General features: G+C 59.6%; 22 protein-coding genes and 1 pseudogene. 13 read left to right on the forward strand and 10 right to left on the reverse strand.

From position 1 onward, the window contains the following. Positions 1–193 precede the first annotated feature (193 nt). The 8 genes from AWB76_RS25730 to AWB76_RS41700 all read left to right on the forward strand — a co-directional run bounded on the left by AWB76_RS25730 (position 194) and on the right by AWB76_RS41700 (position 6938). Positions 194–742 carry a hypothetical protein gene (locus AWB76_RS25730; protein ID WP_061162961.1) on the forward strand — a complete coding sequence of 183 codons (549 nt, stop codon included), beginning with the start codon at positions 194–196 and terminating at the stop codon, positions 740–742. Beyond that, the gene (locus tag AWB76_RS25735; protein WP_061162962.1) at positions 730–3051 is read left to right on the forward strand and encodes a nuclease SbcCD subunit C; all 2322 of its coding nucleotides are present in this window, start codon (positions 730–732) and stop codon (positions 3049–3051) included. The genes AWB76_RS25730 and AWB76_RS25735 overlap by 13 nt, the downstream gene beginning before the upstream one ends. Before the next feature lie 85 nt (positions 3052–3136). Continuing rightward, positions 3137–3316 (forward strand): hypothetical protein, encoded by a 180-nt coding sequence (locus tag AWB76_RS25740; RefSeq protein WP_061162963.1) that lies wholly within the window; start codon positions 3137–3139, stop codon positions 3314–3316. Positions 3317–3356: 40 nt separating this feature from the next. Continuing rightward, a complete protein-coding gene (locus AWB76_RS25745; RefSeq protein WP_061162964.1) occupies positions 3357–3743 on the forward strand; it encodes a hypothetical protein in 387 nt (128 codons plus the stop codon). A 91-nt stretch (positions 3744–3834) separates the two neighbouring features. Beyond that, on the forward strand, positions 3835–4020 hold the full coding sequence (locus AWB76_RS25750) for a hypothetical protein (RefSeq protein WP_008343260.1): 186 nt from the start codon (positions 3835–3837) through the stop codon (positions 4018–4020). Beyond that, a complete protein-coding gene (locus AWB76_RS25755) occupies positions 4017–4313 on the forward strand; it encodes a hypothetical protein (RefSeq protein WP_061162965.1) in 297 nt (98 codons plus the stop codon). The genes AWB76_RS25750 and AWB76_RS25755 overlap by 4 nt, the downstream gene beginning before the upstream one ends. 307 nt (positions 4314–4620) lie before the next feature. Continuing rightward, positions 4621–6564, forward strand: coding sequence for a hybrid sensor histidine kinase/response regulator (locus AWB76_RS25760; RefSeq protein ID WP_167357788.1), 1944 nt, complete (start codon positions 4621–4623; stop codon positions 6562–6564). Between the two features lie 107 nt (positions 6565–6671). After that, a complete protein-coding gene (locus AWB76_RS41700) occupies positions 6672–6938 on the forward strand; it encodes a hypothetical protein (protein ID WP_061136767.1) in 267 nt (88 codons plus the stop codon). Here AWB76_RS41700 and AWB76_RS25770 read toward each other — a convergent pair. After that, positions 6935–8296, reverse strand: coding sequence for a sensor domain-containing diguanylate cyclase (locus tag AWB76_RS25770; protein WP_061162967.1), 1362 nt, complete (start codon positions 8294–8296; stop codon positions 6935–6937). The genes AWB76_RS41700 and AWB76_RS25770 overlap by 4 nt on opposite strands. Before the next feature lie 200 nt (positions 8297–8496). On the opposite strand from AWB76_RS25770, the gene AWB76_RS41145 reads away from it, so the two are divergent. Beyond that, on the forward strand, positions 8497–8823 hold the full coding sequence (locus AWB76_RS41145; RefSeq protein WP_157696215.1) for a hypothetical protein: 327 nt from the start codon (positions 8497–8499) through the stop codon (positions 8821–8823). Between the two features lie 877 nt (positions 8824–9700). On the opposite strand, the gene AWB76_RS25780 is transcribed toward AWB76_RS41145, so the two are convergent. The 3 genes from AWB76_RS25780 to AWB76_RS25790 all read right to left on the reverse strand — a co-directional run bounded on the left by AWB76_RS25780 (position 9701) and on the right by AWB76_RS25790 (position 13490). Further along, on the reverse strand, positions 9701–10801 hold the full coding sequence (locus AWB76_RS25780; protein ID WP_061162968.1) for a hypothetical protein: 1101 nt from the start codon (positions 10799–10801) through the stop codon (positions 9701–9703). A 15-nt stretch (positions 10802–10816) separates the two neighbouring features. Beyond that, entirely contained in the window at positions 10817–11623 is an 807-nt protein-coding gene (locus AWB76_RS25785; RefSeq protein ID WP_157696216.1) for a hypothetical protein, read from the reverse strand. A 178-nt stretch (positions 11624–11801) separates the two neighbouring features. Beyond that, positions 11802–13490: a zinc dependent phospholipase C family protein gene (locus tag AWB76_RS25790; protein WP_157696217.1), complete on the reverse strand. Its 1689-nt coding sequence runs from the start codon at positions 13488–13490 to the stop codon at positions 11802–11804. 262 nt (positions 13491–13752) lie between these two features. On the opposite strand from AWB76_RS25790, the pseudogene ligD reads away from it, so the two are divergent. From ligD to AWB76_RS41155, 4 genes and pseudogenes are all read left to right on the forward strand, one after another. Further along, positions 13753–15660 (forward strand): annotated as a pseudogene (gene ligD, locus AWB76_RS25795) (DNA ligase D). A gap of 206 nt (positions 15661–15866) precedes the next feature. After that, positions 15867–16169, forward strand: a complete 303-nt coding sequence (locus tag AWB76_RS41150) for a hypothetical protein (protein ID WP_157696218.1) — start codon at positions 15867–15869, stop codon at positions 16167–16169. 625 nt (positions 16170–16794) lie between these two features. Continuing rightward, on the forward strand, positions 16795–17304 hold the full coding sequence (locus tag AWB76_RS25810) for a hypothetical protein (protein ID WP_061136751.1): 510 nt from the start codon (positions 16795–16797) through the stop codon (positions 17302–17304). A gap of 604 nt (positions 17305–17908) precedes the next feature. After that, a complete protein-coding gene (locus AWB76_RS41155) occupies positions 17909–18391 on the forward strand; it encodes a hypothetical protein (RefSeq protein ID WP_157696219.1) in 483 nt (160 codons plus the stop codon). Positions 18392–18446: 55 nt separating this feature from the next. Here the strand turns inward: AWB76_RS41155 and AWB76_RS25820 are convergent, their stop codons facing one another. From AWB76_RS25820 to ku, 6 genes are read right to left on the reverse strand one after another with little or no spacing between them, the layout of a single operon-like run. After that, the gene (locus AWB76_RS25820; protein WP_157696220.1) at positions 18447–18956 is read right to left on the reverse strand and encodes a hypothetical protein; all 510 of its coding nucleotides are present in this window, start codon (positions 18954–18956) and stop codon (positions 18447–18449) included. A gap of 4 nt (positions 18957–18960) precedes the next feature. Beyond that, a complete protein-coding gene (locus AWB76_RS25825; RefSeq protein ID WP_061162975.1) occupies positions 18961–19290 on the reverse strand; it encodes a DUF4148 domain-containing protein in 330 nt (109 codons plus the stop codon). After that, entirely contained in the window at positions 19290–19499 is a 210-nt protein-coding gene (locus tag AWB76_RS25830) for a hypothetical protein (protein ID WP_061162976.1), read from the reverse strand. The genes AWB76_RS25825 and AWB76_RS25830 overlap by 1 nt, the downstream gene beginning before the upstream one ends. 57 nt (positions 19500–19556) lie before the next feature. Next, positions 19557–20861 carry a cation:proton antiporter gene (locus AWB76_RS25835; protein WP_061163045.1) on the reverse strand — a complete coding sequence of 435 codons (1305 nt, stop codon included), beginning with the start codon at positions 20859–20861 and terminating at the stop codon, positions 19557–19559. Positions 20862–20870: 9 nt separating this feature from the next. Continuing rightward, positions 20871–21695: a tetratricopeptide repeat protein gene (locus AWB76_RS25840; RefSeq protein ID WP_061136748.1), complete on the reverse strand. Its 825-nt coding sequence runs from the start codon at positions 21693–21695 to the stop codon at positions 20871–20873. Between the two features lies 1 nt (position 21696). Next, positions 21697–22653: a non-homologous end joining protein Ku gene (ku, locus tag AWB76_RS25845; protein WP_061136747.1), complete on the reverse strand. Its 957-nt coding sequence runs from the start codon at positions 22651–22653 to the stop codon at positions 21697–21699. Positions 22654–22839: the final 186 nt, after the last annotated feature.

The following is a 22839-nucleotide window of genomic DNA, read 5'->3' on the forward strand; positions in this document are numbered from 1 at the left end:
CTTCGCCTGGACACGCGAGCCGTGTTCCGATAGCCGATTTTGATCGTCGCTATCGAAACGGAGGTTTCACCGCGTCTTTGACGCATCGATAAGTAGCGGCAGGACCTTTCTCTAGCAGTTCATCTTTTCATTCACCCTGGCGGGGAGCGATCCCTACCGGGGCCGCACTCCGCCCACCATAACGGAGTGCATCATGTTTGGTCTTTATCCCGCTGGCCCGAACTGGGTTCGCACCTTTGCGTTGGGCGACTGCTCATCGCGTGATCTTCAAAAGTCGTTGGTTGACCTGGCAGGCTTCACCGCTGCGATCCAGCATCAGCCGTTCGGCCAGTACCGCGGCGCAGTGCTGGCGCAGCTCGGTCAGACGCTGTTGCTGGTCGCCACGACCCCCGGCGCTTGCGAGATCGCCGTTACGCCGACCGTTGAAATGCAGCAAGTTCTGTGGTCGTATCAGGAAGGGTATGCAAGCCAGTGGTCTCCTGCCGAGATCCGTAGCCTCACCGGGCATAGCGGTTGGTCCGAGCTTCTGACGAACGCGCGTCGCGAGTTCGTCAAAGTCTGCGACATCGTGGCGGCCGCCCTAGACGGAACGCTTCAAGCGCCCAAAGCAGCGGTGCAGTCTATGCCGTCGGTCGTGATGAACGAGCCGTTTCCCAACGAGGACGACGACGCTTTCTATGCGCAGATGGCCGCTATGTCGGCTTCGATGAGCGTGTCGGAGGACGTGTCATGCGGCCTCTGAAACTGACACTGGAAGGCTTCGTTGGCGTGCGCGATGGCATGAAACGCGACAGCGTGACGCTCGATCTGGAGACGTTGCCGGATGGCCTGATCGCTTTGACCGGCCCTAACGGGGCGGGCAAGACAACGATCATGGACAACTTGCACCCGTATCCGATCATGCCGTCGCGCGCGTCGAAGCTGTCGGTCGACGCCTTCTCGTACTGGGATCACATCTGTGGCACCAGTGCGCTAAAAGAGCTCGAATGGGAGCACGACGGCATTCGCTATCGCTCGTCCTTCACCTTTCGCAAGCCCGGCAAGACAGGCAAGGCGGAGTACTACCTTGCCTATCGTGGCGTCGACGGTACGTGGCGTCCGGTGTCGCTGCCTGACGGAACGGTGTCGGACGGCAAGGCGGAGTCGTATAACCGCTGCGTCGAGGCGATCAACGGTTCGTTGGAAACGTTCTTCACGAGCGTGTTCTCGGCTCAGAACCGGCGGCCGCTCGCGTCCTACGGCGCGGGCGAGATCAAGACGCTGCTGGCCGAACTCCTTGGCATCGACCACCTGAAGGCATTGTCGGCGAAAGCCGGTGAGGTCGCGAAGGCGCTCGGCAAGTCGCTCGAAGGCATCCAGTCTGAGCTTGGTGCGCTCGCCGGAAAGCGGCAACGTAAAGCCGACGCTGAGCAGTCGATCGTCGCGCAGGGCAACACCTTGCGTGCCGCTCGGGAGCAACGCGATGCTGCGCTTGAGCACGCGAGCAAGCTGACTCAGGAGCGGGCGACGCTTGCGGCCAAGCAGAGCGAATCGGTCACGACCGAAGCGCGCCTGCGAGAGCTGGGCGTGCGCCGCAACGAGTTGGTGCGTGCCCTGAAAAGCGCGGCCGACGACGAGCAAGCAGCAGCGGTTCGTTGCCAGCAGCGCGTTGCCGTGCTGAGGCGGACGGTTGCCTCGCACCAAGCAACGCTGGCTCGCCGTGAGGCAATCATGGGTGCGGCGACGAAGCGCGAGGAGGCCGAGTTGGCGATTGCGCGCGAGGAAGCGAGGTTCGCTCCCCTGCAGCGCCACATTGCCGATTTGGAGATCAAACGCGCGACGTTGACGACGCTCGATGCAACGCTTACCAGCTTGATGAACCAGGGCACGACGAAAGCCGCGCACTTCGAGACGCTGAACAAGCAGGCAGCCGTGACGGAGCAGGTGCCGTGCGTCGGTCATTCGATGCATGCGCAATGCCCGCTGCTCGCGCAAGCCTTTCAAGCAAAAGAGCAAGCGGAGGTGCAGTGTGTATCGGTCGCGAATCTTCGCGCGGAGTATCGCGAGAAGAAAGCGCAGGCCGAAGCCTTGGCTCGCGTGCCGGCCGAGTTGGCGGCAAAGCGCGTCGAAATGCTGGCCATCACCGATGCGGCGGCGCAGCTTCGCCGTGCACTGCAGGCGGCTGCTGAGCTTGCTGCGACGAAGCCATTGTTGGATGCTGCCGTATCGGGACTCGAAGCGGCGCAAGCTGAGTTGCGTTCGATCGCCGAGGAAAGTGCCGCACGTACCGCCAAGTACCAGTCTGAGAAGACGCGTATTGAAGCGGAGCTTGCTCGCATTACCGAGGAGGTCGGACAACTCTCTTCGGTCGACGTTACAGCAGCGATTGCGAAGCTTGACCGCGACATCGCGGCGAACCGGGAGACCGTCGCGGCACTGGATGGTCAAATCGAGCAATCGATCCGGGCTCAGAGTGTGTTGCAGGCCCAAGCGGAAGCCCTGGCGCTGGAGTTGGAGAAGTTCTCGGCCACGCAGTCTCGTGCCGATCGCCTCTCCGACGAAATTGCTCATTGGAAGCTGCTGGCTAAGGGCTTGGGCAACGACGGCGTTATCGCGTTGACCATCGATGACGCGGGTCCAGCGCTGACGCACACCGTCAACGAGCTATTGCTCGCGTGCTACGGCATGCGGTTCACCGTTGAGATCCGCACGCAGCGCACGCTCGCAAGCGGCGAACTGCGCGAGGGCTTTGAGATCCTTGTTCACGACGCCGAGTTCGACAGCAGCAAGTCGGTCTCCGTCATGTCCGGCGGTCAGAAGGTCTGGATCAACGAGTGCCTCACACGGGGCATCGCGCTCTATCTCGCGCAGAACACCGGTCAGACGTATCAGACCTTGTTCAGTGACGAGTCAGACGGCCCGCTCGATCCCGAGCGCAAAGTGCAGTTCATGCGTATGAAGCGCGAGGTGTTGCGCCAAGGCGGGTATCAGCGGGAGTTCTTTATCTCGCAGACGCCGGACCTTGTCGCTGAAGCCGACGCAGTCATCGACGTGCAGGCGCTTGCCGCCTGATTTCTTTTCAACTCTTGTGGGGGAGTGGCCCCACAAGGGCGCTCCCTGTTTCTCTCCTTTCTCGCGCCGTTCGGCGACAGACCCTATGGCAAACCTTTTGATGCTGCTGCTCGCGGCAGCCGGCAGTCCGTCTCATTCGAACGCGGTGCGTCACCAGCCGCCAACGCAGCAAGCCGCACCGGCCACTGCGCAATCGCAACCGCCGCGGCCGCCGGACCTGCGTCGCGCGTCCGCGTTCGATAACGGCCGTCTGCGTCGCATCTGACACCGGCTCATTCTCTTTCACTTCTTGACTGGAGCCTTTCATGGCCTATTCCTGCACCGACTTCGTCGACGATGTACTCAATGACATGCTGATCCGAAGCTGGATCAAACCCGAGCAGTACGGACCTGACGACCCGCAAGCTCAGTGCGATGCGGTATTGGGCGCAATCGGCGAAGCGGATGTCTCGCTTCGTCTCGCCGCTGACGCCAAGCAGTTTCATGCCGAACTCCTTGATGCGGTCGAAACGCTCACCGGCATCGCCGAACAGCACGGCGCGCTCGCCCTCGCGAACGTCGTCTATCTCCAGACGGCCATCTTGAAGGGCGGTGTGATCGAGCTCACGCGCAAAGAAGCGGACGCGTTCTCTTTCGTCAGAGACCTGCCCTCGGGCGGTCGCTGGTGGCAAAGCGTCAAGCTGATCGAGTAAGCGGCGCGAAACCAGTCCAATTTCTTTTCTCAACCCTTGCGGGCAAACGGCCCGCTAGGGTCGCTCCGCGTTCTTTCTGTGGAGTATTCTCATGTTCGAAGCAGCGAAGCTGGGCGCATCGCCGGAGCAGTTTGCCAACCTGGAAGCGGCGATTGGTTACATCGCCGGCACCGCGACGCACGCGGGCGAAGTTCGCCCGTGGGTCCGAAACGTCGATACGAAGGTCTTCCTGATAATCGGCGGCAGAGTGCAACCCCAAAACGGGGTGCGCCAATGACGCCGCCGTGGCTGGAGCAATACGCCAGCGGCCAGAAGACCGGCTACGCGCAAGCGTTCATGTCGTACGCCGAGTACTACGGAGTCGACGGATCTGCTGACGATGACCCGGAAATCGAAGAGCGGATCGCCATGCATCGGCAGCCGCTTGTCGGTTACGCGAGCCGCACGGGCACACGCCGCAACCTGGCCGCACTCAAGGGCGCCGACTGGCACCTGCACCTACGACACTGCCTTCATGTTGGACCCGCAGCACCGCGACGCCATCGACTCAGCGCATTTCTGGCTGAATGAGGGCATCGTGAAGTTGCCGACCGGCATGGCGCAGCGGTATCAGGACATAGCAAAGCGCGGGCAGTACTTCGCGCGGCTGGCTCAGCGTCTTAACCTGACGCCCGGCTGAGCTCCATGCGCATCTCATTGAGAATGCAATGGACGACGATGAGCATCGAGCACTGTTGGGCCACGACCGGGCACAGCTCAGCCTCTTTGTAGCGGCCTAGCAGCCAGTCAATATCTAGAAGAATCCCGGGCATAGAACCCGGGATTTTTTTTTGCGCTGCGAACTGACTTTCAGTCGCTAATGTGCGAGGAATGCTTAATGCAGACGAATAAGGCGTCAGAAGACCGGGGAAAGTCCATGATTGTCCGAATCGCGCAATACCCGCTCAAGAAGCGCCTGCTGCTCGGCATGGCGTCAACGGCCGCCGTCCTCCTCGCGCAGCAAGCGCTGACCACCGTTGCGCATGGTCGGCTGACGTTCCTGCTGATCAGTGCCGCGCTGCCGTTCGTCACGGTGCTTTTCGGCGCTTTCTCGGGACTATTGCTTCTCATGACCGGGATCGGCTTTGGTGCACTGTGGATGATGCCTCTTGGCAGTCTGGCCGTCCAGCAGTCGGACGACCAAATCGTGCTGCTGGCTTACGTCGTCATCGGCGCATCCCTGGTGGTGGCCGGGCAGCAACTGGCGAAGGTTGCGCGACGCGCCGGAAGAGCCGAATCAGCGACGCATGATGCTGCGGGCCGCCTTTTGGAAGTCGAGCGCGACGCGCGACATCGCTTCGACGTAGCCCTCAACAGCGCAGGCGTGCCATTCTTCATACTTACACCCGTCGTGAGAGACGGGCAGGTAGCAGAACTCCGATGGGACTATCTCAATGAGGCGGCCGCGCGACTCTTCAATCAGGCCGCGACGGTTGTCATCGGCAGTTCGACGTCCTATGTGCGCCCGACGGGCTGGGACGCCGATCTGCTTCTCGACCGACTTGCGCCGCTTGCCAAACGCGGCGGTCGTGACGCATTCGATCTTCACGTGCAAGCGGAGACCGGCGAGCAGTGGTTTCATGTCGTCGCCGCATCTCTCGACGGCTCGGTCGTGGCATGGTTTGGTGACGTGACGCCGCATGTGCGGGCGGAACAGGCGCTTTCGGAGGCAGACCGCCGCAAGGACGAGTTCCTCGCCACCCTCGCGCACGAACTACGCAACCCGCTCGCGCCAATCAGACAGGTCGCCGAGATACTGGAGCAGCCGCGACTGACCGATGAGGGCAGGAAATGGTGCGTCGCGGTGCTGCGTCGCCAGTCCGCAGCGATGGCACTGTTATTGGACGACTTGCTCGACGTGTCACGAATTACGCGCGGCGCGCTGACATTGCGCAAGGGGGTCGTGTCGCTGCGGGAAGTTGTCGACGAGGCAGTCGAGATCGCGAGGCCGATTATTGAAGGCAAGGCGCACGAGCTTGTTATTAAGCCGCCCGCGCGACCATTGCATGTGGAGGCAGACCGCCTGCGCCTCGCGCAGGTGTTGGGCAACCTGCTTACAAACGCCGCGAAGTACACCCCACCGGGTGGGCGCATCGAACTCTCGACGAAGGCCGAGGATGACGAGATCGTGATGTCAGTCGCCGACAATGGGATCGGTATCGAGCCTGACAAGCTGTCGGCAATTTTTTTAATGTTTTCACAGGTTCACCCCGACCCTCACCGCGAGGGCGGGCTTGGTATTGGGCTCGCGCTATCGAAGTCGCTGATCGAACTGCATGGGGGCCGGCTGACGGCTTCGAGCGGTGGAAAAGATCGGGGAAGCTGTTTTTCGATCCACCTCCCGGACGAAATCCGAGTGGCGGCCGCGCCGATACCGGCGCGAGAGGCGCCAACCGTCGCGTCGGCGCTTGCGAAGCGTTGCATTCTGGTCGTTGACGACAATGTTGATGCGGCCGATGCGCTCACCGCGCTCCTTGAGCTTGAAGGGCACGAGGTACGGACGGTCTATTCGGGCGAGGAAGCCGTCGACATCCTCAATCACTACAACCCCGAGGTGGTTTTGCTCGATCTTGGATTGCCGGGCATGAGCGGAATAGACGTCGCGCGTCGCGTACGCGCGAGGCCGGCGACGAAGGACGTGACGATGATTGCCATCACCGGCTGGGGGCAGCCACAAGATCGGGCGAGGACCGCCGAAGCCGGGTTTGACTTCCATTTCACGAAGCCTGTCGATGTCGTCCAACTCAATGCAGCAATCGATAGCGCCGGGAGAGCCGCTTGAGGCGTTAGCCGTCGCGAAAAGATTGCCGGTTTTTAGACTTCTGTGCATTAATTGCCGATCTTGGTCTACTATTTAGGGGTGACTCTAGATGACTGAGAGAGGCGGTCATGGAAGCTGACGTTCTGTACAAGGGCTGGACGCTGTCGCCCATCGCTGTCGACGACGGAGAGTTTTTCACCGCGATGGTCCTGGTGACGACGCCCGACGGCGAGATGCGGGCAAGCGGTGCGCTCGGCCAGTTCCCATCTGCAGCGTCGGCTAGAGAGTTCGCGATTGCCCACGGTATGGCGGAAGTGGATCGTCGGGACCCCCCCCTCCCTGACGGGCCGGACCATAGCAAACCGCCTAAAGTCGGATATCGCGTCTCAGCTTAGTGGCCGAAACGCTCGGCGCTGGCGGGAATCACTATGGCGGTCGCTTCTCCGGCAATGTCGTCGACCACCCGATTGCGGCCGCGCGCTTTGGCTCGGTAGAGAGCCGCGTCTGCAAGGCCCAACAGGGCGGTCGCCGACTCGCCGGTGTTCGAAAACGAGGTGGCCAAACCGATCGAGACGGTGACCGGGCCGCCGTCCGGCGATGCCGATGGGATCGCGAGCTTTTCCACTGCTGCTCGCAGCGACTCTGCCACGCGCAGTCCTGCCGTCGGTTCACAGCCAGCCAAGACCACGACGAACTCTTCACCGCCGTAGCGAGCGACGACATCGCCTTGTCGACGCAAAGTGCCCGCGAGCGCGCCTGAGACTTGTCTCAGGCACTTGTCGCCAGCCAGATGCCCGAACATGTCGTTGTATTGCTTGAAATGGTCGACGTCGATGAGCAGGACACACAAGGGCTGATTGCTGGCGCGAGCGAAGGAAAACTCCCGGGCAAAACGCTCGTCGAAGTAGGCGCGGTTGAAGACGCCTGTCAGGCCGTCGCGTGCCGACGTCTCCACCAAGGTCCGGTGAGTCTCGGACAGACGCCGGTAGAGGCCCGTGGTCTCGTAGATCAGCATCCCGAGTACGGCGCTAGATGACACCATGGACGCTCCCCGTGCCGCGTACCAGCCCACGCTGTAACGGGCGCTCGCCGAAAGCGTCAACGTCACATCAATCAGCGTGCCAAGCAGCGCGACCGCGAGCCACAGATCCATCAACGAACGCAGGCGCGTGGCCGAGAGGTGACATCCGAGCGCTGCCAGACACATCGCCTCGACGATAAGTGCGGCGGGGCTGCTCGATAATTGCGCGTAGGAACCTGATTGGGCGACCAGCGAAGGAAGATGCGATTGGCCGGCGGATGCAAGCGCGCAAAGGGCAATCGCGATGGCGACTGCGCCCACGACAACAGCTCTGCCGCGCGCCCGGCGGCCAAGAGTCGAGGGTATGGACCGGCCAACCAGGGATGCCGTCACAAGAACAGGGAAGCCGCCATGCCAAAACACCCAAATCCAAATCGCCGTCTGCGGTCCCGCGCCGAGCAGTCCCGTTGTGGAAAAAATGCCTGGGAACACGAGCAACTGGATGGCGGCGATGACGCTGGTGAAGGCATACGCGCCGCTGAGCGCGGCGAACAGCAGCCTTCCCGAGACAACGTACTGCGTCCAGAGCAGCAACGCGGTCAGCCCTTCGGTGAGGGTGACCCAGGTCGCGAACACCGGCAAAAAAGCGGGAATGACGGGCCCGGCGTTCTTAGCGTGCGGCCAGACCAGAACGGCTGCAACAATCGTCAAGGCCGCCGCCGCGGCAGCCATGGCTCGATGCCGCGGCGTAGAGGGCAGGTGAATGAGGGTGGTATGCATCGTAGGAAAAGGCGTAAGTGCGACCGCTGCCGCTTTAGCCCTCAGCTGAGGAATCTACGCTTTCCATTACGGCCGCGGGCCATGGTTCTCGAGAAACCCTGGGTTCGAGTATTGCTATCGATGTACAGCAACGGTAGCTAGGATCGATCGGCATGAAAGTCATCATTGTTTGGCACGAGCCTCCACCGCTCGGATCGGCGGAGGAACTCCATCGGTTTCGTTTCGAAGCGGATGACGGCTTCGGCCCGCCTAGGATTCACGAAATCACGCTGCGCACCGCCCGCGTGATCGTCGGCAACCTAAGGCGCGACGATGCCGTCACCAAAATGCTTCGCTCGATCCTCAGCACACAACGCGCCGACTACGACACTTTGATCAGGAGCACCTATACGGATGACAACGACGCCAACGTTGCGCCACGTGCCGCAGCCCGACGATGGATCGGTGAACAAAACCGCGTACCGCGAGTGGACCATTGATTCGCGGCCCACCCGAAGCGGCCATCACTGGCACGCGTGGTGTGAGCTCGAGCGCAAACCGACCGAAGATGACGCCGACGGCCAAATCTTCCACTTTTCGGATATCGGGTACTTCGACAGCGAGCGCGCGGCGCACGACCGCGCCATCGCGTGGGCGAAGGCCTGGCTAGACGAGAATTTCGAAAGACGGCCAACATGCTCGGGCAGGCGCTTTGCGCAAGCGTCGCCATACCCACACTCCCGGAACGAGGCGATGACTAGCGGTAACGGAGCGGTGGACGAGGTCGTCGCCAGGCGGCGACGGACACTGGGTGGCGCATTGAAGTTCCCGATGCCGCCCGGCGGGGGAGAGTCTTTGTGACGATCGTAGCTCAAAAGCTAGAAACGCTAGATCTCGTCGCGCGACTCTGCCCTCAAGCGCACATCCACATTGTCAATGACCCAGCGATCAGCACATGAAAAGGCGCTTCTCGCGCGGTGGCGGGCGCACCGCTGATGAGCCGTTGCCGGAGTCCATCGCTCCTCAACTGGCCACGCTCGCGCGCTGACCTCCCGCGAGCGGCGACTGGGTCTACGAAATAAAGTTCAAGTAGGCACCTCGATGGGTGTTGCCATCCAAAGGCATGTCTCGCAAGGCTGTCTCAAACAACTGTTGCCTTTCAAAATCACGGGCTGTTGCCTTTCAACGATGCGCTCTTTCTACGCGCACCGTCGAGCCAATGCTTCATTGCGACCCAAGCGGGACACTCACCGATTCCAGGAACGGTCGGAGCCATCGTGCCGGCTGCCCATCAGAAGCGACGTGGCAGCCTTGTTGCCGGACAATGGATTGGATAAAGCTGCGGATAGATTCACATCAGTTGCAGCTGATGGCGCCTCAATGTTTGGAGATTTGGATTGCTTTTGCTAGTGCATCAGCTGATTTTATCAGTGCATCGAGTTCGTCGAATGTTTCCTGCTTCGGAATTTCAGCTTTTCGCCTTTGCATCTCTATCGAAATCATATCAAGCACCTTTTGCTCCACAACCTGATAATCGTCGTAATTATCGAGCGTGGCAAGCCAGGGAGCTACGTCTCGAGCCCAAACATAACCCTCAGGGGGAGCATAGGCGGCAAGCTCGACGGGTCCAAAACTAAACCCTCTCTCTACATCTCCATATAATTCTGCGTAATAAAAGGTGTAACTTTTTTCTACGAGTAAGATCCTTCGCGGAATGGCGTTAATGATTAGAACCTTTGCGTCTGCTTCTCGTCTTATACCTGAAAGCTCGTCGCGCGCCTTCTTCAGTATAGATCCCGATTCGACAATAAGATCACGTACGTCGTCGCGAGTGTGCTTGGGATCGGTGATGCTCTGGCCCGATGCGCGGACGATGAACAAATAAATCGTGTAACCGAAAGCCACGCCAACATGCGCGTCCTGGCCCCACTTACTCAATTGATATGTGGTTTTTATGGCATCAGCCGCAAGCATGCTAAGTTTTTCTATGTGATCTCGCTTAATGTCGTGACCATGCTCGGCGCCGCCTTTGACGTAATTCGCCAAGATTCCCTCGGCAACTTTGCGATCAGCCCACACCTCTGTCAAAAGTTCCGTTTTAGTGTTTTCTTCCATTTCGCGCTTTATTATTCCGGGGAGTCTAGTGACTAAACTTAGAATTTGGTCGACCTTGATCTTTACCTCTTCGAGTTTTTCCCTGATCCAATCAAGGTCACTTTCGACCCGTTGTTTGAACGCGCTGTCGGTGATGAAACCATAGACTTTTAGTACAGACACTGCTGCACCAACGTACGGGTTTGCAGAAGCAGCTTCGAGAGTCGCTATGATATCGTCGATCGTGTCTGCGTCATCGCCGCCTTGGGACGAATCAAAGACACCCAAACCATTACCCTCATTAAACAGAAGCCGTTTCCTGTGGTCACGAACCTTGGCCAGGAGTGAGTGCATCCGCCTCTTCCTCTGGACGCGTAGCTTCATGTTGGTACTCCTCAATCAATGGTGTACCAGTGTCATGACAAAATCTCCGAAGTCGCCATCGTTTCCTGCAGGATCATTCCAATTTATGCTGATCACGTCGGTGGTTTCCTGTGTTACATGTATTTGCGCGTGGCTGGGGTCTGCACTGCTAGCTACCTTGTCATCTTGACGCAATACAAACTCAATCTGCCCTGACGGCACCTTCACTCGGCTGATAGTGGCGCTACCGCCCAATTCGAGCGCGGCAATGTCTGAGAACAACAGTTGATCGTCTGGGCGAACGAGCAGATCAGCACTGGCCGACGTCCCTCGACTAGTCAGAAAAAAGTCGATGTAGCCCGCTACCTCATGATAGAGCGTGTTGCCAGAGACTCTAAAAGCCGGGGTTTGTCGAGGGATAGCACAAGCTAACTGCCGAGAAACCCTGCAAGGATGGATACCTTGATCACCTAGATATTGTCGCCCCTCCATCGCGGCTTTGAATAGTTCAGTCACGGTCATGTCAGGAGGGTCGAAAGGAGGATCAAAGACTGCCAGGTACAGCGCCGTTAGCTTGTTCAAATCGGTGATAGGGACGGCCGCCGGGCCGAACCTCATATCGGATATGTTCAGGCCGAACTGACCAACCAGTTGCCCAGGAGTGCCTGGATCTACGGGGGAGGTAGCCGGAACGTGATCGGCCAGTGGCATGCGCACGAAGCCAATCTCATTCGTCTCGATGCCCCATGCAACTGCCAGAAGAGAGGCGCCGTACGACGGCCGATCCCCCATATTTGAAATCGAGTATCGGACATCAGCATCGCTACTGGTCTTAACGTCCACGGTCAAACTATCCGAACGGGACCAGCCACACGATCGATCAAACGTGGCTACATTGCGCCTGACCAAGTCAAATCGGAAACTGTCAGTTGCAGTAAGCACTGGTCCATGTACTATCGGCTTGGACTCGCCGTCACCCATGGGCCGTAATGTTGGACTCACGGTTTTCAAAACATTCCCCCTAGATTTTTGGGCAACGAATGAAGCTAGTGTTTTCGCTCCACGGCAAAGGATCATCAGTAATCCAGTCGGTCCATCCGAATCCTCTGTCGCCATCTAGATTGAGGTTCGGAATCTCTCGGCCTCCATTACTTTGGAACTCATTTACTAGGAAATCCGCGAGGTCGATTGCACCAAATTGCGGAGAAGTCTCCACCGAGTGGCACGCGTTAATAAGAAATGATCTATCAACATTTGAGAATCGACTGAGCAGCAAAGATTGGAAACGCGTGCTACTGACATTTTGAATTATCCGCTCCGACGGTTTTTCAAGGTCTGCGCCTAAGTCGCTTGGGTGCACGAGGTGATAAGTTTGTTCGCTATTGGTCACATGTACATATGAAGTATTCTTCGACCGAAACGCGTCCTGATCTCCAATACGTACTATATGTGGGAAGCACTGCTCTACCTGAGCATAAGTCGGATGGACGAATCCGGACGTAACTAGAACGAGCCGTGACGTGTCATATAGTTCGTATAAAGTGAGCGATAACTTCCATAATAAATATCGTGCAGGCGCTGTGGCAAGTCGCATGCCTGCCGCCACAGGAATCGTAGCAATCATAACGGCGACCTCTGCCAACCACACGAGGTACTGCATCAGCGAAACTAGAAATGCAAGCCAGCTCCGCGGATCATTTGGATTGATATAAGGCAGTTTTCCGAGATTGGGTTGTCTCGACATGACGTCCTCGAATCTCACGCGGATCCATTCATCGAGGTCGAACCAGTCGAAATCTTCCGGGGGTTTGGGGCGATTCAAAAGCGTATTATCGGTTGCCCCTTTGAGATACTTGTAGTAGATCTTGAACATTTCTCTGACGTCATTTGCATCGGGGATTCCACTTGCAATCGCTAGATCTTGATATACGACTTTGTACGCATCAGCGAGGAACGCACACAGTTTCTCAGGAATAACCGGAGTGGAAGGGTCGTACCCGGGGAAGTGTATGCGACGATAGGCTCCGCTCTCGGTGAGTTCCTCTCCGGTCGAGGACTGCCATAGATGTGAGTCAAGGATCCTCTCGATGATGTTGTGTCGCCTCCAGTGATTCCTGTATGGGCCGCCGGAATACAGGTTTATAAGCGGGTGACCAACCACATCGGTGGCAAGATGGGTTAGATATCCCAAGACATATGCACGCAGTGAGCTATCGTTATTACTAGTTGCCCAAATTTGGCGAGCAAAATCAAAGCTGCGATGCTGGTGTGCAATGTCCGCCCACCACCATTCCTTGATTGCCGCTCCCTCTGGTCGCCTCGAAATCGGTGGACTAAAAGCCTCGAATAGATCGTGTGACGATGTCGCAAGCGCAACTAGTCGCGCGACGACGGTTGATTCTAGTAGCGCAACGTTCGCTTGGAGCGCACTCTGCAATCCACCGCTCAGCCAGTCAGTGACATTTTCTTGGGCGGTAACTACACTGTTGTAAAGGTTGACGATTTCTCTCAGATCATCAAATACTGAAAAGAACAGATGACCAACCTGTCCGAGGGGACCCCAGTCGTTTTTATAAAAATAGAGATAATCCGGTCCGATACTCCCAAACGCCACGTGCATCGGGTAATCTTGACCCGCCCTCGCCCATGGTTGACCAAGTTGTCGAGCGATTTCATCCACCGTTAGGAAATGAGTGAAGACTCCCGGCATGGTGCCCTCCCTGATTATCATCAGGTACACAGTGACTATGCGACTCGTGCAACGTATCGAGCTTGCGCTGCCGTGGAGTTATGGCTCTGTACGCTTACGCACATTTGCCGACAGCACCACAAGTGTCGCCCTGAAGGCGATGGAGGCTGTTTCGATCGAGGCCTGTCGGGCACGTATACCGGGCGTTTGCTCAATCGAGCGCTCTTGCTCTGCCAATTGCTTATAGTTGTCAACGATCTGCCGGTCTCCGCAGCGAACGGTTGTGGCGGGAATCCGGCAGATCACGATTTGCGGTATCCCGGTCCCCGGTCAGTATGAAAGGCAACACCGCAAAAGGTGCCTGTCTAAGTTCGACGGCTATCGCCTCATGTGCAGGCTGGACGCGGGGCGGGTCAAACTGATCACGCGCGGAGGCCACGACTGGACAACGAAGATGCGCACCCTCGCCACCGCGATCGAAGAAATGCCGGTCGACAATGCGTGGTTGGACGGAGAAGTAGTGGTGCTCACCGAGTCGGGAACTCCCGATTTCAACGCTTTGCAGAACGCGTTTGACCGACGCAGCACGGCGCAACTGACCTTCTTCGCGTTTGATGTCCCGTTTTTCAACGGACGTGACTTGCGTGAGGTGCCGCTCTCGCAGCGCCGCGAGCTGCTCGGCGAGCTAATCGCCCGGACGTCGAGCGAGCGCGTGCGCTTCAGCGAGTCATTCACAGAGGATCCGGAATCGCTGCTCGCGTCGGCGTGCCGAATGCGGCTAGAAGGGATCATCGGCAAGCGTGCGGATGCGCCGTACCGTTCCGGCCGCTCGACCGACTGGATCAAACTAAAGTGCAATCAGCGGCAAGAATTTGTCGTGGGCGGCCACACGAGGCTCGCGGGCGCGAAAAGCGGGATGCGATCGCTCATGCTCGGCGTGCACGAGCGAGACGGCAGTTTGCGTTTCGCCGGAACTGTGAAGGTAGAACTAAAGCCGCGCCCGCTAGCTGAGTTAGAGAAGAAGGCGGCGAAGCTCCTTCGCGACGATCCTCCTTTTTACAACCCGCCCCCATGCGAAAAGGATCGCGACTTCGTTTGGCTAGCCCCCGAGCTCGTCGTTGAAGCGTCTTTCCTTGAATGGACGCCCTCGGGCGAAGTTCGTCACCCCGTTTTCCAAGGCATGCGCGACGACAAGCCCGCCACGGCCGTGACAGAAGAAACAGTCGTCGATGTGGACGAGCCGGAGAGCCTGCCCCAAGCGAAGGGAACCACGCGCGCGTCACCGGGCCGGGCGGGAACGCTAGTCATCGCTGGCGTGAAAGTGTCCAACGCCGAGCGCATCATCGACGACGTGACACGCCTGAAGAAAATCGATCTGGTGCGTTACTACGACGAGATCGCGGAGTTCGCGTTGCCGTACCTGAAAGAGCGGCCGGTGTCGCTGGTACGCGCGCCGGAAGGCATCCACGGCGAGCTGTTTTTCCAGAAGCACGAGGAGCGCTCAAAGATCCCTGGCATCACGCGACTGCCCGTTGAGATGCACCCCGGCCACCCGCCGCTGCTAGTCGTCGACCATCACGAAGCGCTCATCGGCCTCGCCCAGATGAACGTGGTCGAATTGCATAGCTGGAACGCCGTGCAGCCCGACCTTGATCATCCCGACCGCTTCATCCTCGACCTTGACCCCGACCCGGAGCTGTCATGGCAAATGATGGTCGATGCGGCGACACTATCAAAGGTGCTGCTAGACGAGATCGGACTCAAAAGCTTCATTTAGACGAGCGGCGGCAAGGGCTTCCATATCGTTGTGCCGCTCACGCGCCGGCAGCAGTGGGATGAAGTCAAAGACTTCTCGCACGCGGTCGCGCGCTACATGGCGCGGCTCATGCCCGAGCGGTTCTCGGCGGTCCTCGGACCCAAGAACCGGGTGAAGAAAATCTTCATCGACTACCTGCGCAACAGCAAAGGGGCGAGCACGGTCGCGGCGTACTCGGCACGCGCGCGCTCAGGCATGGGCGTGTCGATGCTCATCGCGTGGGACGAGCTAAAGGACATCGGCCGCGCCGATCAGTGGACTATCAAAACGGCCGCGCGGCGCATGCATTCGCTAAGGGCCGATCCATGGGACGGCTTCCACCGCACGCGGCAAGGCATTACGGTTGCGATGCGAAGGGCGGTCGGCTTGCGCTGACAGCCCAGCGTCAGACTTCCTGCCGCCTGCCGCAATTGTCGAGCACCGCGGCACCTTGGTGGATCCAGCGGAGTGTCGTAATTTCATTGATGCCATACTGAAAATTACACGCTCAAACCGCGGTGTCTGTAGGTCTCGCCGAAAGTCAACCGGCACGCTGTTTGCATGATGTGACGGTACATGGAGAACTGATCCCCGGTGACATCATGCATCACTCGATCGAACCTCACGAGCTCAGCAAGATCGACCTCGCGGCCTTTCAGGTCGTGCAGGTCTCGGATGGCACGCATACCGTGGTGCTATGGGAAGCACCCGAACCAGACCTTTCGATGCGGCCGCATATGCAAGCGGCGACGCTGACGATACGTCTTTGCGATCCTCTTAATCCTGTGCGCAGGAAAGATGTCTGCGAGCGCTTGCAGTCGCATCTACGCGCAGTTCGCAATGAGAAGCGCGCTGTACGTGAGCGACCGCGCGGGCAGCGCTTAGCCGTGCAAGCCGCCGCGTAGCGACAGCGCGCGAAACAGGAAACGTCGTCTTGATCTCAACAAGAACGAACTGCACGACGTGCGAATGCCATCAAGCGCGCCCGCGCAGTTGTCGTCCTATCGGCAAGGAACTGATTCCCTATCCTCTGGGAAGAGCGCGTTTCCTGCTCCTTTTTAACGAATGAGACTATTGCACCGACACGTACACTTCTTTCCGTGGCGATGAAGCCCAAACACGAGTCGCACAACGGCAGTCACCGAGCATCCGGCCCAATCTCACGCCTATCCGGACAAGCGGTTGCCACGCGCGCGTCTCAGCGTTCATCGCTCCGCTTCAAGAGATTAGTCGTTACGGGGTAGTCGTTGCTGTCCAGCGTTAGAGAGACGTTGTAGGAAGTTGACGCAATCGTAGTAAGCGAAGCCCCGGCCCGAATCATCGGTCGGGGCTTCGTCTTTCTGCGGCTATCGCGCGTCTTTCAGTTGTGCGGTTTGGGCGGCGGCTTGACCTTGTTGTGCTCGCACTCCGGCGTGTTCTTCAGCGCTTCCTTGGTGACGCCCGCCCACGGCGCGTGACTTGCTATTGGTCCTAGCCAGTTCAAAGCAACCGTGGCCGTCGGCCGCGTTCTCATGAGCGAAGGGAGGGAAGATGAGCGAACTACAACGAGACGACATTGAAGTACAGCCTGCCAGCCTGCAAGACGCCAACGAGCGGCGAGCGCTCCTGCTGCATCTCGGTGACGTAGTGGAATCAATCGGCTGCGTATTGAAGTGCGCCGAGCGTCATAGGACGATCGGCGAGGCGGCCGCCGATGAGGAATCACTCGCCAGCTTTCCGATATTGGGCCTCGTCACACCGCAACTGACGCCGCACGACTTCGCTGCGCGAGCAGCCACCGCTTTCTTCCTCTGGACCAAAGAGCTGCTTGAGCCGACGCTCAATCGCAAGCTGTTGGCCTACACGATTCAGCATGACCTGTTCGCAGGCAACCAATCAGGATGGGAGTCGTACGTCGCGTTGCTGCGCGCGCAGGTGCCATGGTTCGGAGAGGGGCTTGGACCGGTCGCCGATGCCGAAGCTGAGTTCCTGAGCACCTCACTCTGGCCAGCCCGGGAGAGCGGGCAACGCAGCGCTGAGCTGCGCGATGCTTCAGACTGAGGCAAGGGACGCCGCCTCCTTGTAGAGGCAGGCATCAGTCGGATCGACTATCGAGGACTCGAGCTCGGGCTAGGCCAGCCGCGGTACGCGCTGGTCTCGAGCAACTCGCCGCGGAAGCGGCGGTAAAGAATGTCGCAGCTTGGCCCGCTCGTTGCTGAAATGATGTCACCGTTGAAGGAGATCGATGTGCTACGGAAACCCTCACGATCTGCTGGAACTCGTTGCGAGCGCGCTCCCCCTGCGTAACGAACTAGGGCACACCGGACAAGAAGACTTTGAATACTTCTGCGCATACACCGGACTTCGAGAGGAGAACGTCGGTGCCGATGCGTTTGCATGGGCTAAGCTAGCCTTCTTGTCCGCGTGGAGGCGCCGAACGGAAAACGTTGCGGAGCAATCAACATCGTGAACACGAGCCTCCCTCCGATTCGCCCCTCTCTGTTCGTCGAGGAGATGAATAGACTGCTGCCCCGGCAGCGAGGATTTTCTCCCGGCCTCCACGTCTTCTTGACGCCGCGTGGATGCAGCGACGAGGAGGCAACTGGGTGGGATTGGGCCCCGGATTCGCCTGCGGCAGCCGTGGCAGTGGCGCAAACGTTTGAGGATGTTCGACATCTTCATCGTCTCTAACTTCCCTCCTTGCTCGCCACAACCCGCCTCCGCCGCACACGCTATGATGATGCCGCCCACACGGCGTGCCTTGTCAATGCCGAGAGCTTGGACTGGTGCGATTCAAACCATTGCTCCGCCACGGGTGCCGCCAGTTCCGGCATCTCAGTCGCAAATTGCCCCGCACAAGCGCTGTTCGGCACATAAAGTTTCTGAAGCGAATGCCGAAAATCGAGTGATGGACAAGGAACAACGACGACGGCTAATTGTGGACGAGCAGCTACACGCAGATGCCCGGGCGCTGGCTATCAGCATCGAGACAATCCGGCGCGCACGCGGGAAGAAGAATCCGCGCGACGTCGATTTCGGTACGCCTGAGTGGAAGAACACCTGCATCGAATTTGCTAGAGATTTGCGCTGGGCTTTGGGCATTGGCGACGACGGCCTTACCGAATTTCGTCGACCAGACAACCCTTGATCTCGGCTTTTCATTGCCTCACTTAGCGCGCGATCATGATCCGGCCAACCGTGCTTCAGACTGAGGCGAAGACGACGCTGCCCTCCTTGTTGAGGCAGGCATCGTTCGGCTCGATGATCGAGCAGTCGAGTTCGGGGTACGCCAGCCGACGATACACGCTGGTCTCGATCAACTCGCCGCAGAAGCGGCGGTAGAGAATGCGCCCGGCGAAATAGTACTGCGGATCAAAGGAAGAGGGCGCTTCGGCTGGAACGGCTCCGCGGAATGTCGCGCGTGTGTCGGCCTCAAACGTCGTCCATAGCTCGCTGCGCGTCGGCAGGACCGTCGCGGGCGTGACCGCGTCGGTGACCGCGTAGCCCCATCCAGCTTTCGGGAGGGCGTGTCGTGCGCCGATGTACGTACGCTTGACCTCGAATGCGCTGCTGACGACCTCAAAATCGCAGTCGCAACGATTCTGCAGGACGAACGTCACCCGCGCTGGAGAACCAGGAATGACGCGGGCTCTGCTGATAGCGATCGACAGTTCCTGCGCGTTCGTCGTTGAGATTGAGCGGACTGCGGTCACCGGTTCACTGCATTCGTAATGGTGCGCATTCGTTCCTGTACCAATAATCAACGAGTCGCTGCGCCGCCTGCAGGTCCTCGGGATAGTAGGGGTCGTCCCAGAACGGCGATGGATCGTATCCTGCCTTTCGCAACGCGGCTAACTCCGACTGGTGCTCCGCCATTGTGGGGTTCGCGTTCGTCCTCAGCGCCGTCAGGTCGTGGCACTCGCGGTCCGTGAGGTACCGGCCGGGCGGTGGCATCTCGCCGATGGCTACGCAGCCGGCGAGCAAGTATGCCGATGCGAATGCCGTCACCAAGTGTTTCCGTGTCGCGCCCACGATTGCCACCTGCATTAATCGCCGCTGCCGAGCTCGCTGTGCTTGTGCGAATGCGTGGCCGCGTGAACGAGCTCGTAGTGAGCGCCTTTGCCACTCCGGGTCGGCGGAAAATGCTCGCCCTCGACGCATGTCACTTCGAAGACGGATCCGCCGTCGCCTTCCTTCACGACCTTGTAGATGCCCGAGGTCTGAACTTTCTCGCCGGGCTTGTGCTGTTCTGCCATGAGTTCCTCCGCGCTTTCGTTTATAGCGTGGAAGGAGCAAAGACTGTTCCGCCCCGATTACTTCCGTCTGAGATAGCGTTTGAGGAGGGGCGTGGCACTGGCGCCGTGCACGAACACCGACAGGACGATGGCCGCCAGGGTGATCGGCAGGAGCGGTCCGACGCGGTCGTGCCCGGCCTGTTCGAGAGAGAACAGCAGGTAGTAGAACGCGCCGACGCCACGCAGGCCCAACCATCCAAACAAAAACCGCTGATGGCGGTCCATCGACGAGCCAATCAGGGAGAGGGTGCTGCCGAGCGGCCGGGCCACAATAAAGAGGAAAAGCACCGGCCAGACTACGGACCAATGAATGAGCTCCCGCCAGTGCGCGGATACGACGCTGCCGATGATGACCATCAGGCCCAGTTCGACAAAGCGTTCGATCTCGACCGAGAAGCCCATCATGTTTTCCGCGATATACGCATGAGCCAATTCCGGATCTTTGGCAGCTTCCTCCCGCTGGCCCCGCTCGACTGATTCCAACACCTCGCTTGGTGGTTTGTCACCCGTTGCCTTCATTTCCTGCCGCCGCAGCGCGACGCCGGCGGCGAAGACTGCGATGAAGGCGTATCCATCGACGATCAGGGTTGCACCGTAGGCTAAGGCAACGAGCCCCAGCGCAAGAAATCCTTCTAGTCCCAACGCATAGTCGTACTTCGTGCGCAATTTCGTCACCAGCACGACCACCCCGGTTCCCAACGCCCAGCCGAAGAATAGTGCGCTCGTCATCCCCCACGCGATAGCGAGGGCAAACGTCCACGGGTTCTCGCTGCCCAGACTGCCGACGCCGCAAAGCGCGAGAGCAATGTAGACCATCGGAGAGGCCGCACCGTCGTTGAGTCCGCCCTCCGATGAAAGAGCGAAGCGCAGCGGTTCATCGTCGCCCGCTTCTTCGACGCGCAACTCGTTGGCCAATACGGGATCGGTCGGCGCGAGCGCAGACGCCAGCAGCAATGCCGGGCCTGCGGCGAACCCGAGACCCCATCGCGCGGCGGCGAACACGACCGCGATGGTAATCAGCATGGCTGGACCGGCGAGGCGTAAGGTCAGTCGCCAAAGCGGCCTGGAAAGCTCGACGCGCAGGTACATTCCGATGGCGAACAGAGACACCACAAGTCCCGCTTCGGTAAGCGTGCGAAGCAGGCGCACGTCGCGCTCGACGTCGATCGTCAACAGTCCAGCGCCCGCCGGACCCAGGAGGAAGCCGACGATGAGGTACACCATTGCGCCGGTCATCGGCAGCCGCTCAACCAGATTTCGGCCCAGCGCCATCAGCACCATCAATGCCCCGACGATCAGGAACCAGACGGCTTCGATCGTCATCAGCATCTCCTATAGCTTCTGCAGTCTGCGGAACTGGTTGAAGTGGCGAATGGCAAGGGTCGCTTCGCCCAGTTCTTCGTGGATGCGCGCGGCGTTGAAATGGGCATCCGCGAAGTCGGGGTCCTGTTCGATGCAACGCTCATAGAACTGCAGCGCCTCGCGGAAGCGGCCCGAATCTTCAAGCGCCACACCGATGTTGAACAGCAGCACCGGGTCGTTCGCGCGGTATCGCAGCGCGTCGCGGTACACCGCTATCGCCTCGTCGAACCGCTCGCTGTCCATCAGGATGCCCCCAAGGTTCAGCGATGCGTCGGTATAGTCGGGCGCGCGTTCAAGCGCTTTCCGATAGGCCGCTTCTGCGGCGTCGAGGTCATCGTCCTCCAAGGCGCGCGCCTGCCGGAACAGGTCAACGGCTTCTTCACGTGCCCGCTGCTCGCGCGGCGCTTGCATGGAAGCGACGTTTCCCGACGCCTGTGGCTGCTCGAAATCCAGCAGCAGTTGGCCGGTTTCCGCATCCCACTGGCGGCTTGCCCCATCCCGCACCGCAACCCGGTCGCCGACTGCAGCAATGCGCACGCCAGTGAGCGATCCTTCACGCCCCCAGCTCTTCTGAAGGTGATCAAGTGCGCGGACGATTTTCATGGGGGAGACACCTGCCACTCGGAGCGCGTGCGCGGTCCTGAGCATGACGATGTCCTGGAAGGTAAAGCGCCGCTCGCCTTTTTCGCCGCCCACCGGTGACACGAAGCCCGCTGCGATCAACCGTTCAACGACGCTGCGCGACACGCCGAGCATGCGCTGCACATCGCGAAGGCTGTACCCGTCGTCTTGCATATCACCGTTTCGTGCCAGTTTTGCGCGCCGGTGCCGGTTGGTCCTCAGTGGCCGCCCGGCGCACCGCCCGGCGCTTGGGCGCCGAAGCAGCTTCTGCCGCTTCTTGCGCTGGCGCGGCGGTGCGCGCGCTCTTGCGTGCGGCTCGCGGTGCGGCTGGCTGCTCTGCTGGCCGTTCCACAGGCGGCTTTTTCTTCAAACTCGCCCGCAGTGCTTCGACGAGATCGATCACCTGCGCGCCGGGCTGTTCGATGGCGGGCGCGGCGGTGATTTTGTTGCCCGCGATCTTCTTGTCGATCTCGGCGAGGATGCGCTCCTTCTCTTCGTCCTTGTACGCGGCGGCGTCGTAGCTGTCGACGCGGTACTGATCGATCAGTTGTTCGGCGAGCTGTAGCTCCGTCGGCTGAATATCCGTCTCTTCGATGCCGATATCGGCCTGCGAGCGAACCTCGTCGGCGTAGAGCAAGGTCTGGAGAATCAGGCCGTCGTTGCCGGCGCGCACCTGCACCATGTGCTGTTTGCCCTTCCACGTCCAACGAGCCACGGCGCACGTGCCGCTGTCCTTCATCGCTTCTTGCAGCAGCCGGTACGGTTTGCCGCCGCGCTTGTCCGGGGCGAGGTAGTAGGGCTTGTCGAGGTAGATCGGGTCGATCGCCTCGGTCGGCACAAACGACACGATGTCGATTGTGTGGCTCGCGCTCGCCTCCAGCGCCTCCAGCTCCGACTTCTCGAAAATCACGTACTTCTCTTTCTCGAATTCGTAGCCCTTGACCATATCGGCGCGCTCGACGACTTTTCCGTCGTGCGGACAGACGTACTGCTGTCTCAACCGGGTGCCGCACTCTTTGTGCATCAGGTTGAAACCCACTCCTGACTTGCTCTCGGTGGCCGTATAGACCTTCACCGGAACGGAAACGAGTCCAAAACTGAGCGTCATCGATGCGATCGAACGGGCAGCCATACGAACCTCTCGTAGGTTATATGGCCGGCCACATCTCGCCGCATGACGCGGCGCTACGGCTAGGCGGCAAGGCCAACGGCACGATTCGTGCAAAATAGGTGCCACGACCCGGGGCATGGCCCGGGACCCGATACATCGTTGGGCGGCGCCAGATGCGCTCCGGCAACTCACCCGTTTCGGCGAGAG

Origin of the sequence: Caballeronia temeraria, from assembly GCF_001544795.2 — a bacterium.
GTDB classification, from domain to species: domain Bacteria; phylum Pseudomonadota; class Gammaproteobacteria; order Burkholderiales; family Burkholderiaceae; genus Caballeronia; species Caballeronia temeraria.

Coding starts and splice junctions, on each gene's coding strand:
- AWB76_RS25755 (WP_061162965.1), top strand. CDS start 4,017: ATGACGCCGCCGTGGCTGGAGCAATACGCCAGCGGCCAGAAGACCGGC.
- AWB76_RS25735 (WP_061162962.1), top strand. CDS start 730: ATGCGGCCTCTGAAACTGACACTGGAAGGCTTCGTTGGCGTGCGCGAT.
- AWB76_RS25730 (WP_061162961.1), top strand. CDS start 194: ATGTTTGGTCTTTATCCCGCTGGCCCGAACTGGGTTCGCACCTTTGCG.
- AWB76_RS25780 (WP_061162968.1), bottom strand. CDS start 10,801: ATGAAGCTACGCGTCCAGAGGAAGAGGCGGATGCACTCACTCCTGGCC.
- AWB76_RS41700 (WP_061136767.1), top strand. CDS start 6,672: ATGGAAGCTGACGTTCTGTACAAGGGCTGGACGCTGTCGCCCATCGCT.
- AWB76_RS41150 (WP_157696218.1), top strand. CDS start 15,867: ATGCATCACTCGATCGAACCTCACGAGCTCAGCAAGATCGACCTCGCG.
- AWB76_RS25745 (WP_061162964.1), top strand. CDS start 3,357: ATGGCCTATTCCTGCACCGACTTCGTCGACGATGTACTCAATGACATG.
- ku (WP_061136747.1), bottom strand. CDS start 22,653: ATGGCTGCCCGTTCGATCGCATCGATGACGCTCAGTTTTGGACTCGTT.
- AWB76_RS25760 (WP_167357788.1), top strand. CDS start 4,621: ATGCAGACGAATAAGGCGTCAGAAGACCGGGGAAAGTCCATGATTGTC.
- AWB76_RS25840 (WP_061136748.1), bottom strand. CDS start 21,695: ATGCAAGACGACGGGTACAGCCTTCGCGATGTGCAGCGCATGCTCGGC.
- AWB76_RS25740 (WP_061162963.1), top strand. CDS start 3,137: ATGGCAAACCTTTTGATGCTGCTGCTCGCGGCAGCCGGCAGTCCGTCT.
- AWB76_RS41155 (WP_157696219.1), top strand. CDS start 17,909: ATGTTCGACATCTTCATCGTCTCTAACTTCCCTCCTTGCTCGCCACAA.
- AWB76_RS25790 (WP_157696217.1), bottom strand. CDS start 13,490: ATGCCGGGAGTCTTCACTCATTTCCTAACGGTGGATGAAATCGCTCGA.
- AWB76_RS41145 (WP_157696215.1), top strand. CDS start 8,497: ATGAAAGTCATCATTGTTTGGCACGAGCCTCCACCGCTCGGATCGGCG.
- AWB76_RS25835 (WP_061163045.1), bottom strand. CDS start 20,861: ATGACGATCGAAGCCGTCTGGTTCCTGATCGTCGGGGCATTGATGGTG.
- AWB76_RS25750 (WP_008343260.1), top strand. CDS start 3,835: ATGTTCGAAGCAGCGAAGCTGGGCGCATCGCCGGAGCAGTTTGCCAAC.
- AWB76_RS25770 (WP_061162967.1), bottom strand. CDS start 8,296: ATGGCTGCCGCGGCGGCGGCCTTGACGATTGTTGCAGCCGTTCTGGTC.
- AWB76_RS25825 (WP_061162975.1), bottom strand. CDS start 19,290: ATGCAGGTGGCAATCGTGGGCGCGACACGGAAACACTTGGTGACGGCA.
- AWB76_RS25830 (WP_061162976.1), bottom strand. CDS start 19,499: ATGGCAGAACAGCACAAGCCCGGCGAGAAAGTTCAGACCTCGGGCATC.
- AWB76_RS25810 (WP_061136751.1), top strand. CDS start 16,795: ATGAGCGAACTACAACGAGACGACATTGAAGTACAGCCTGCCAGCCTG.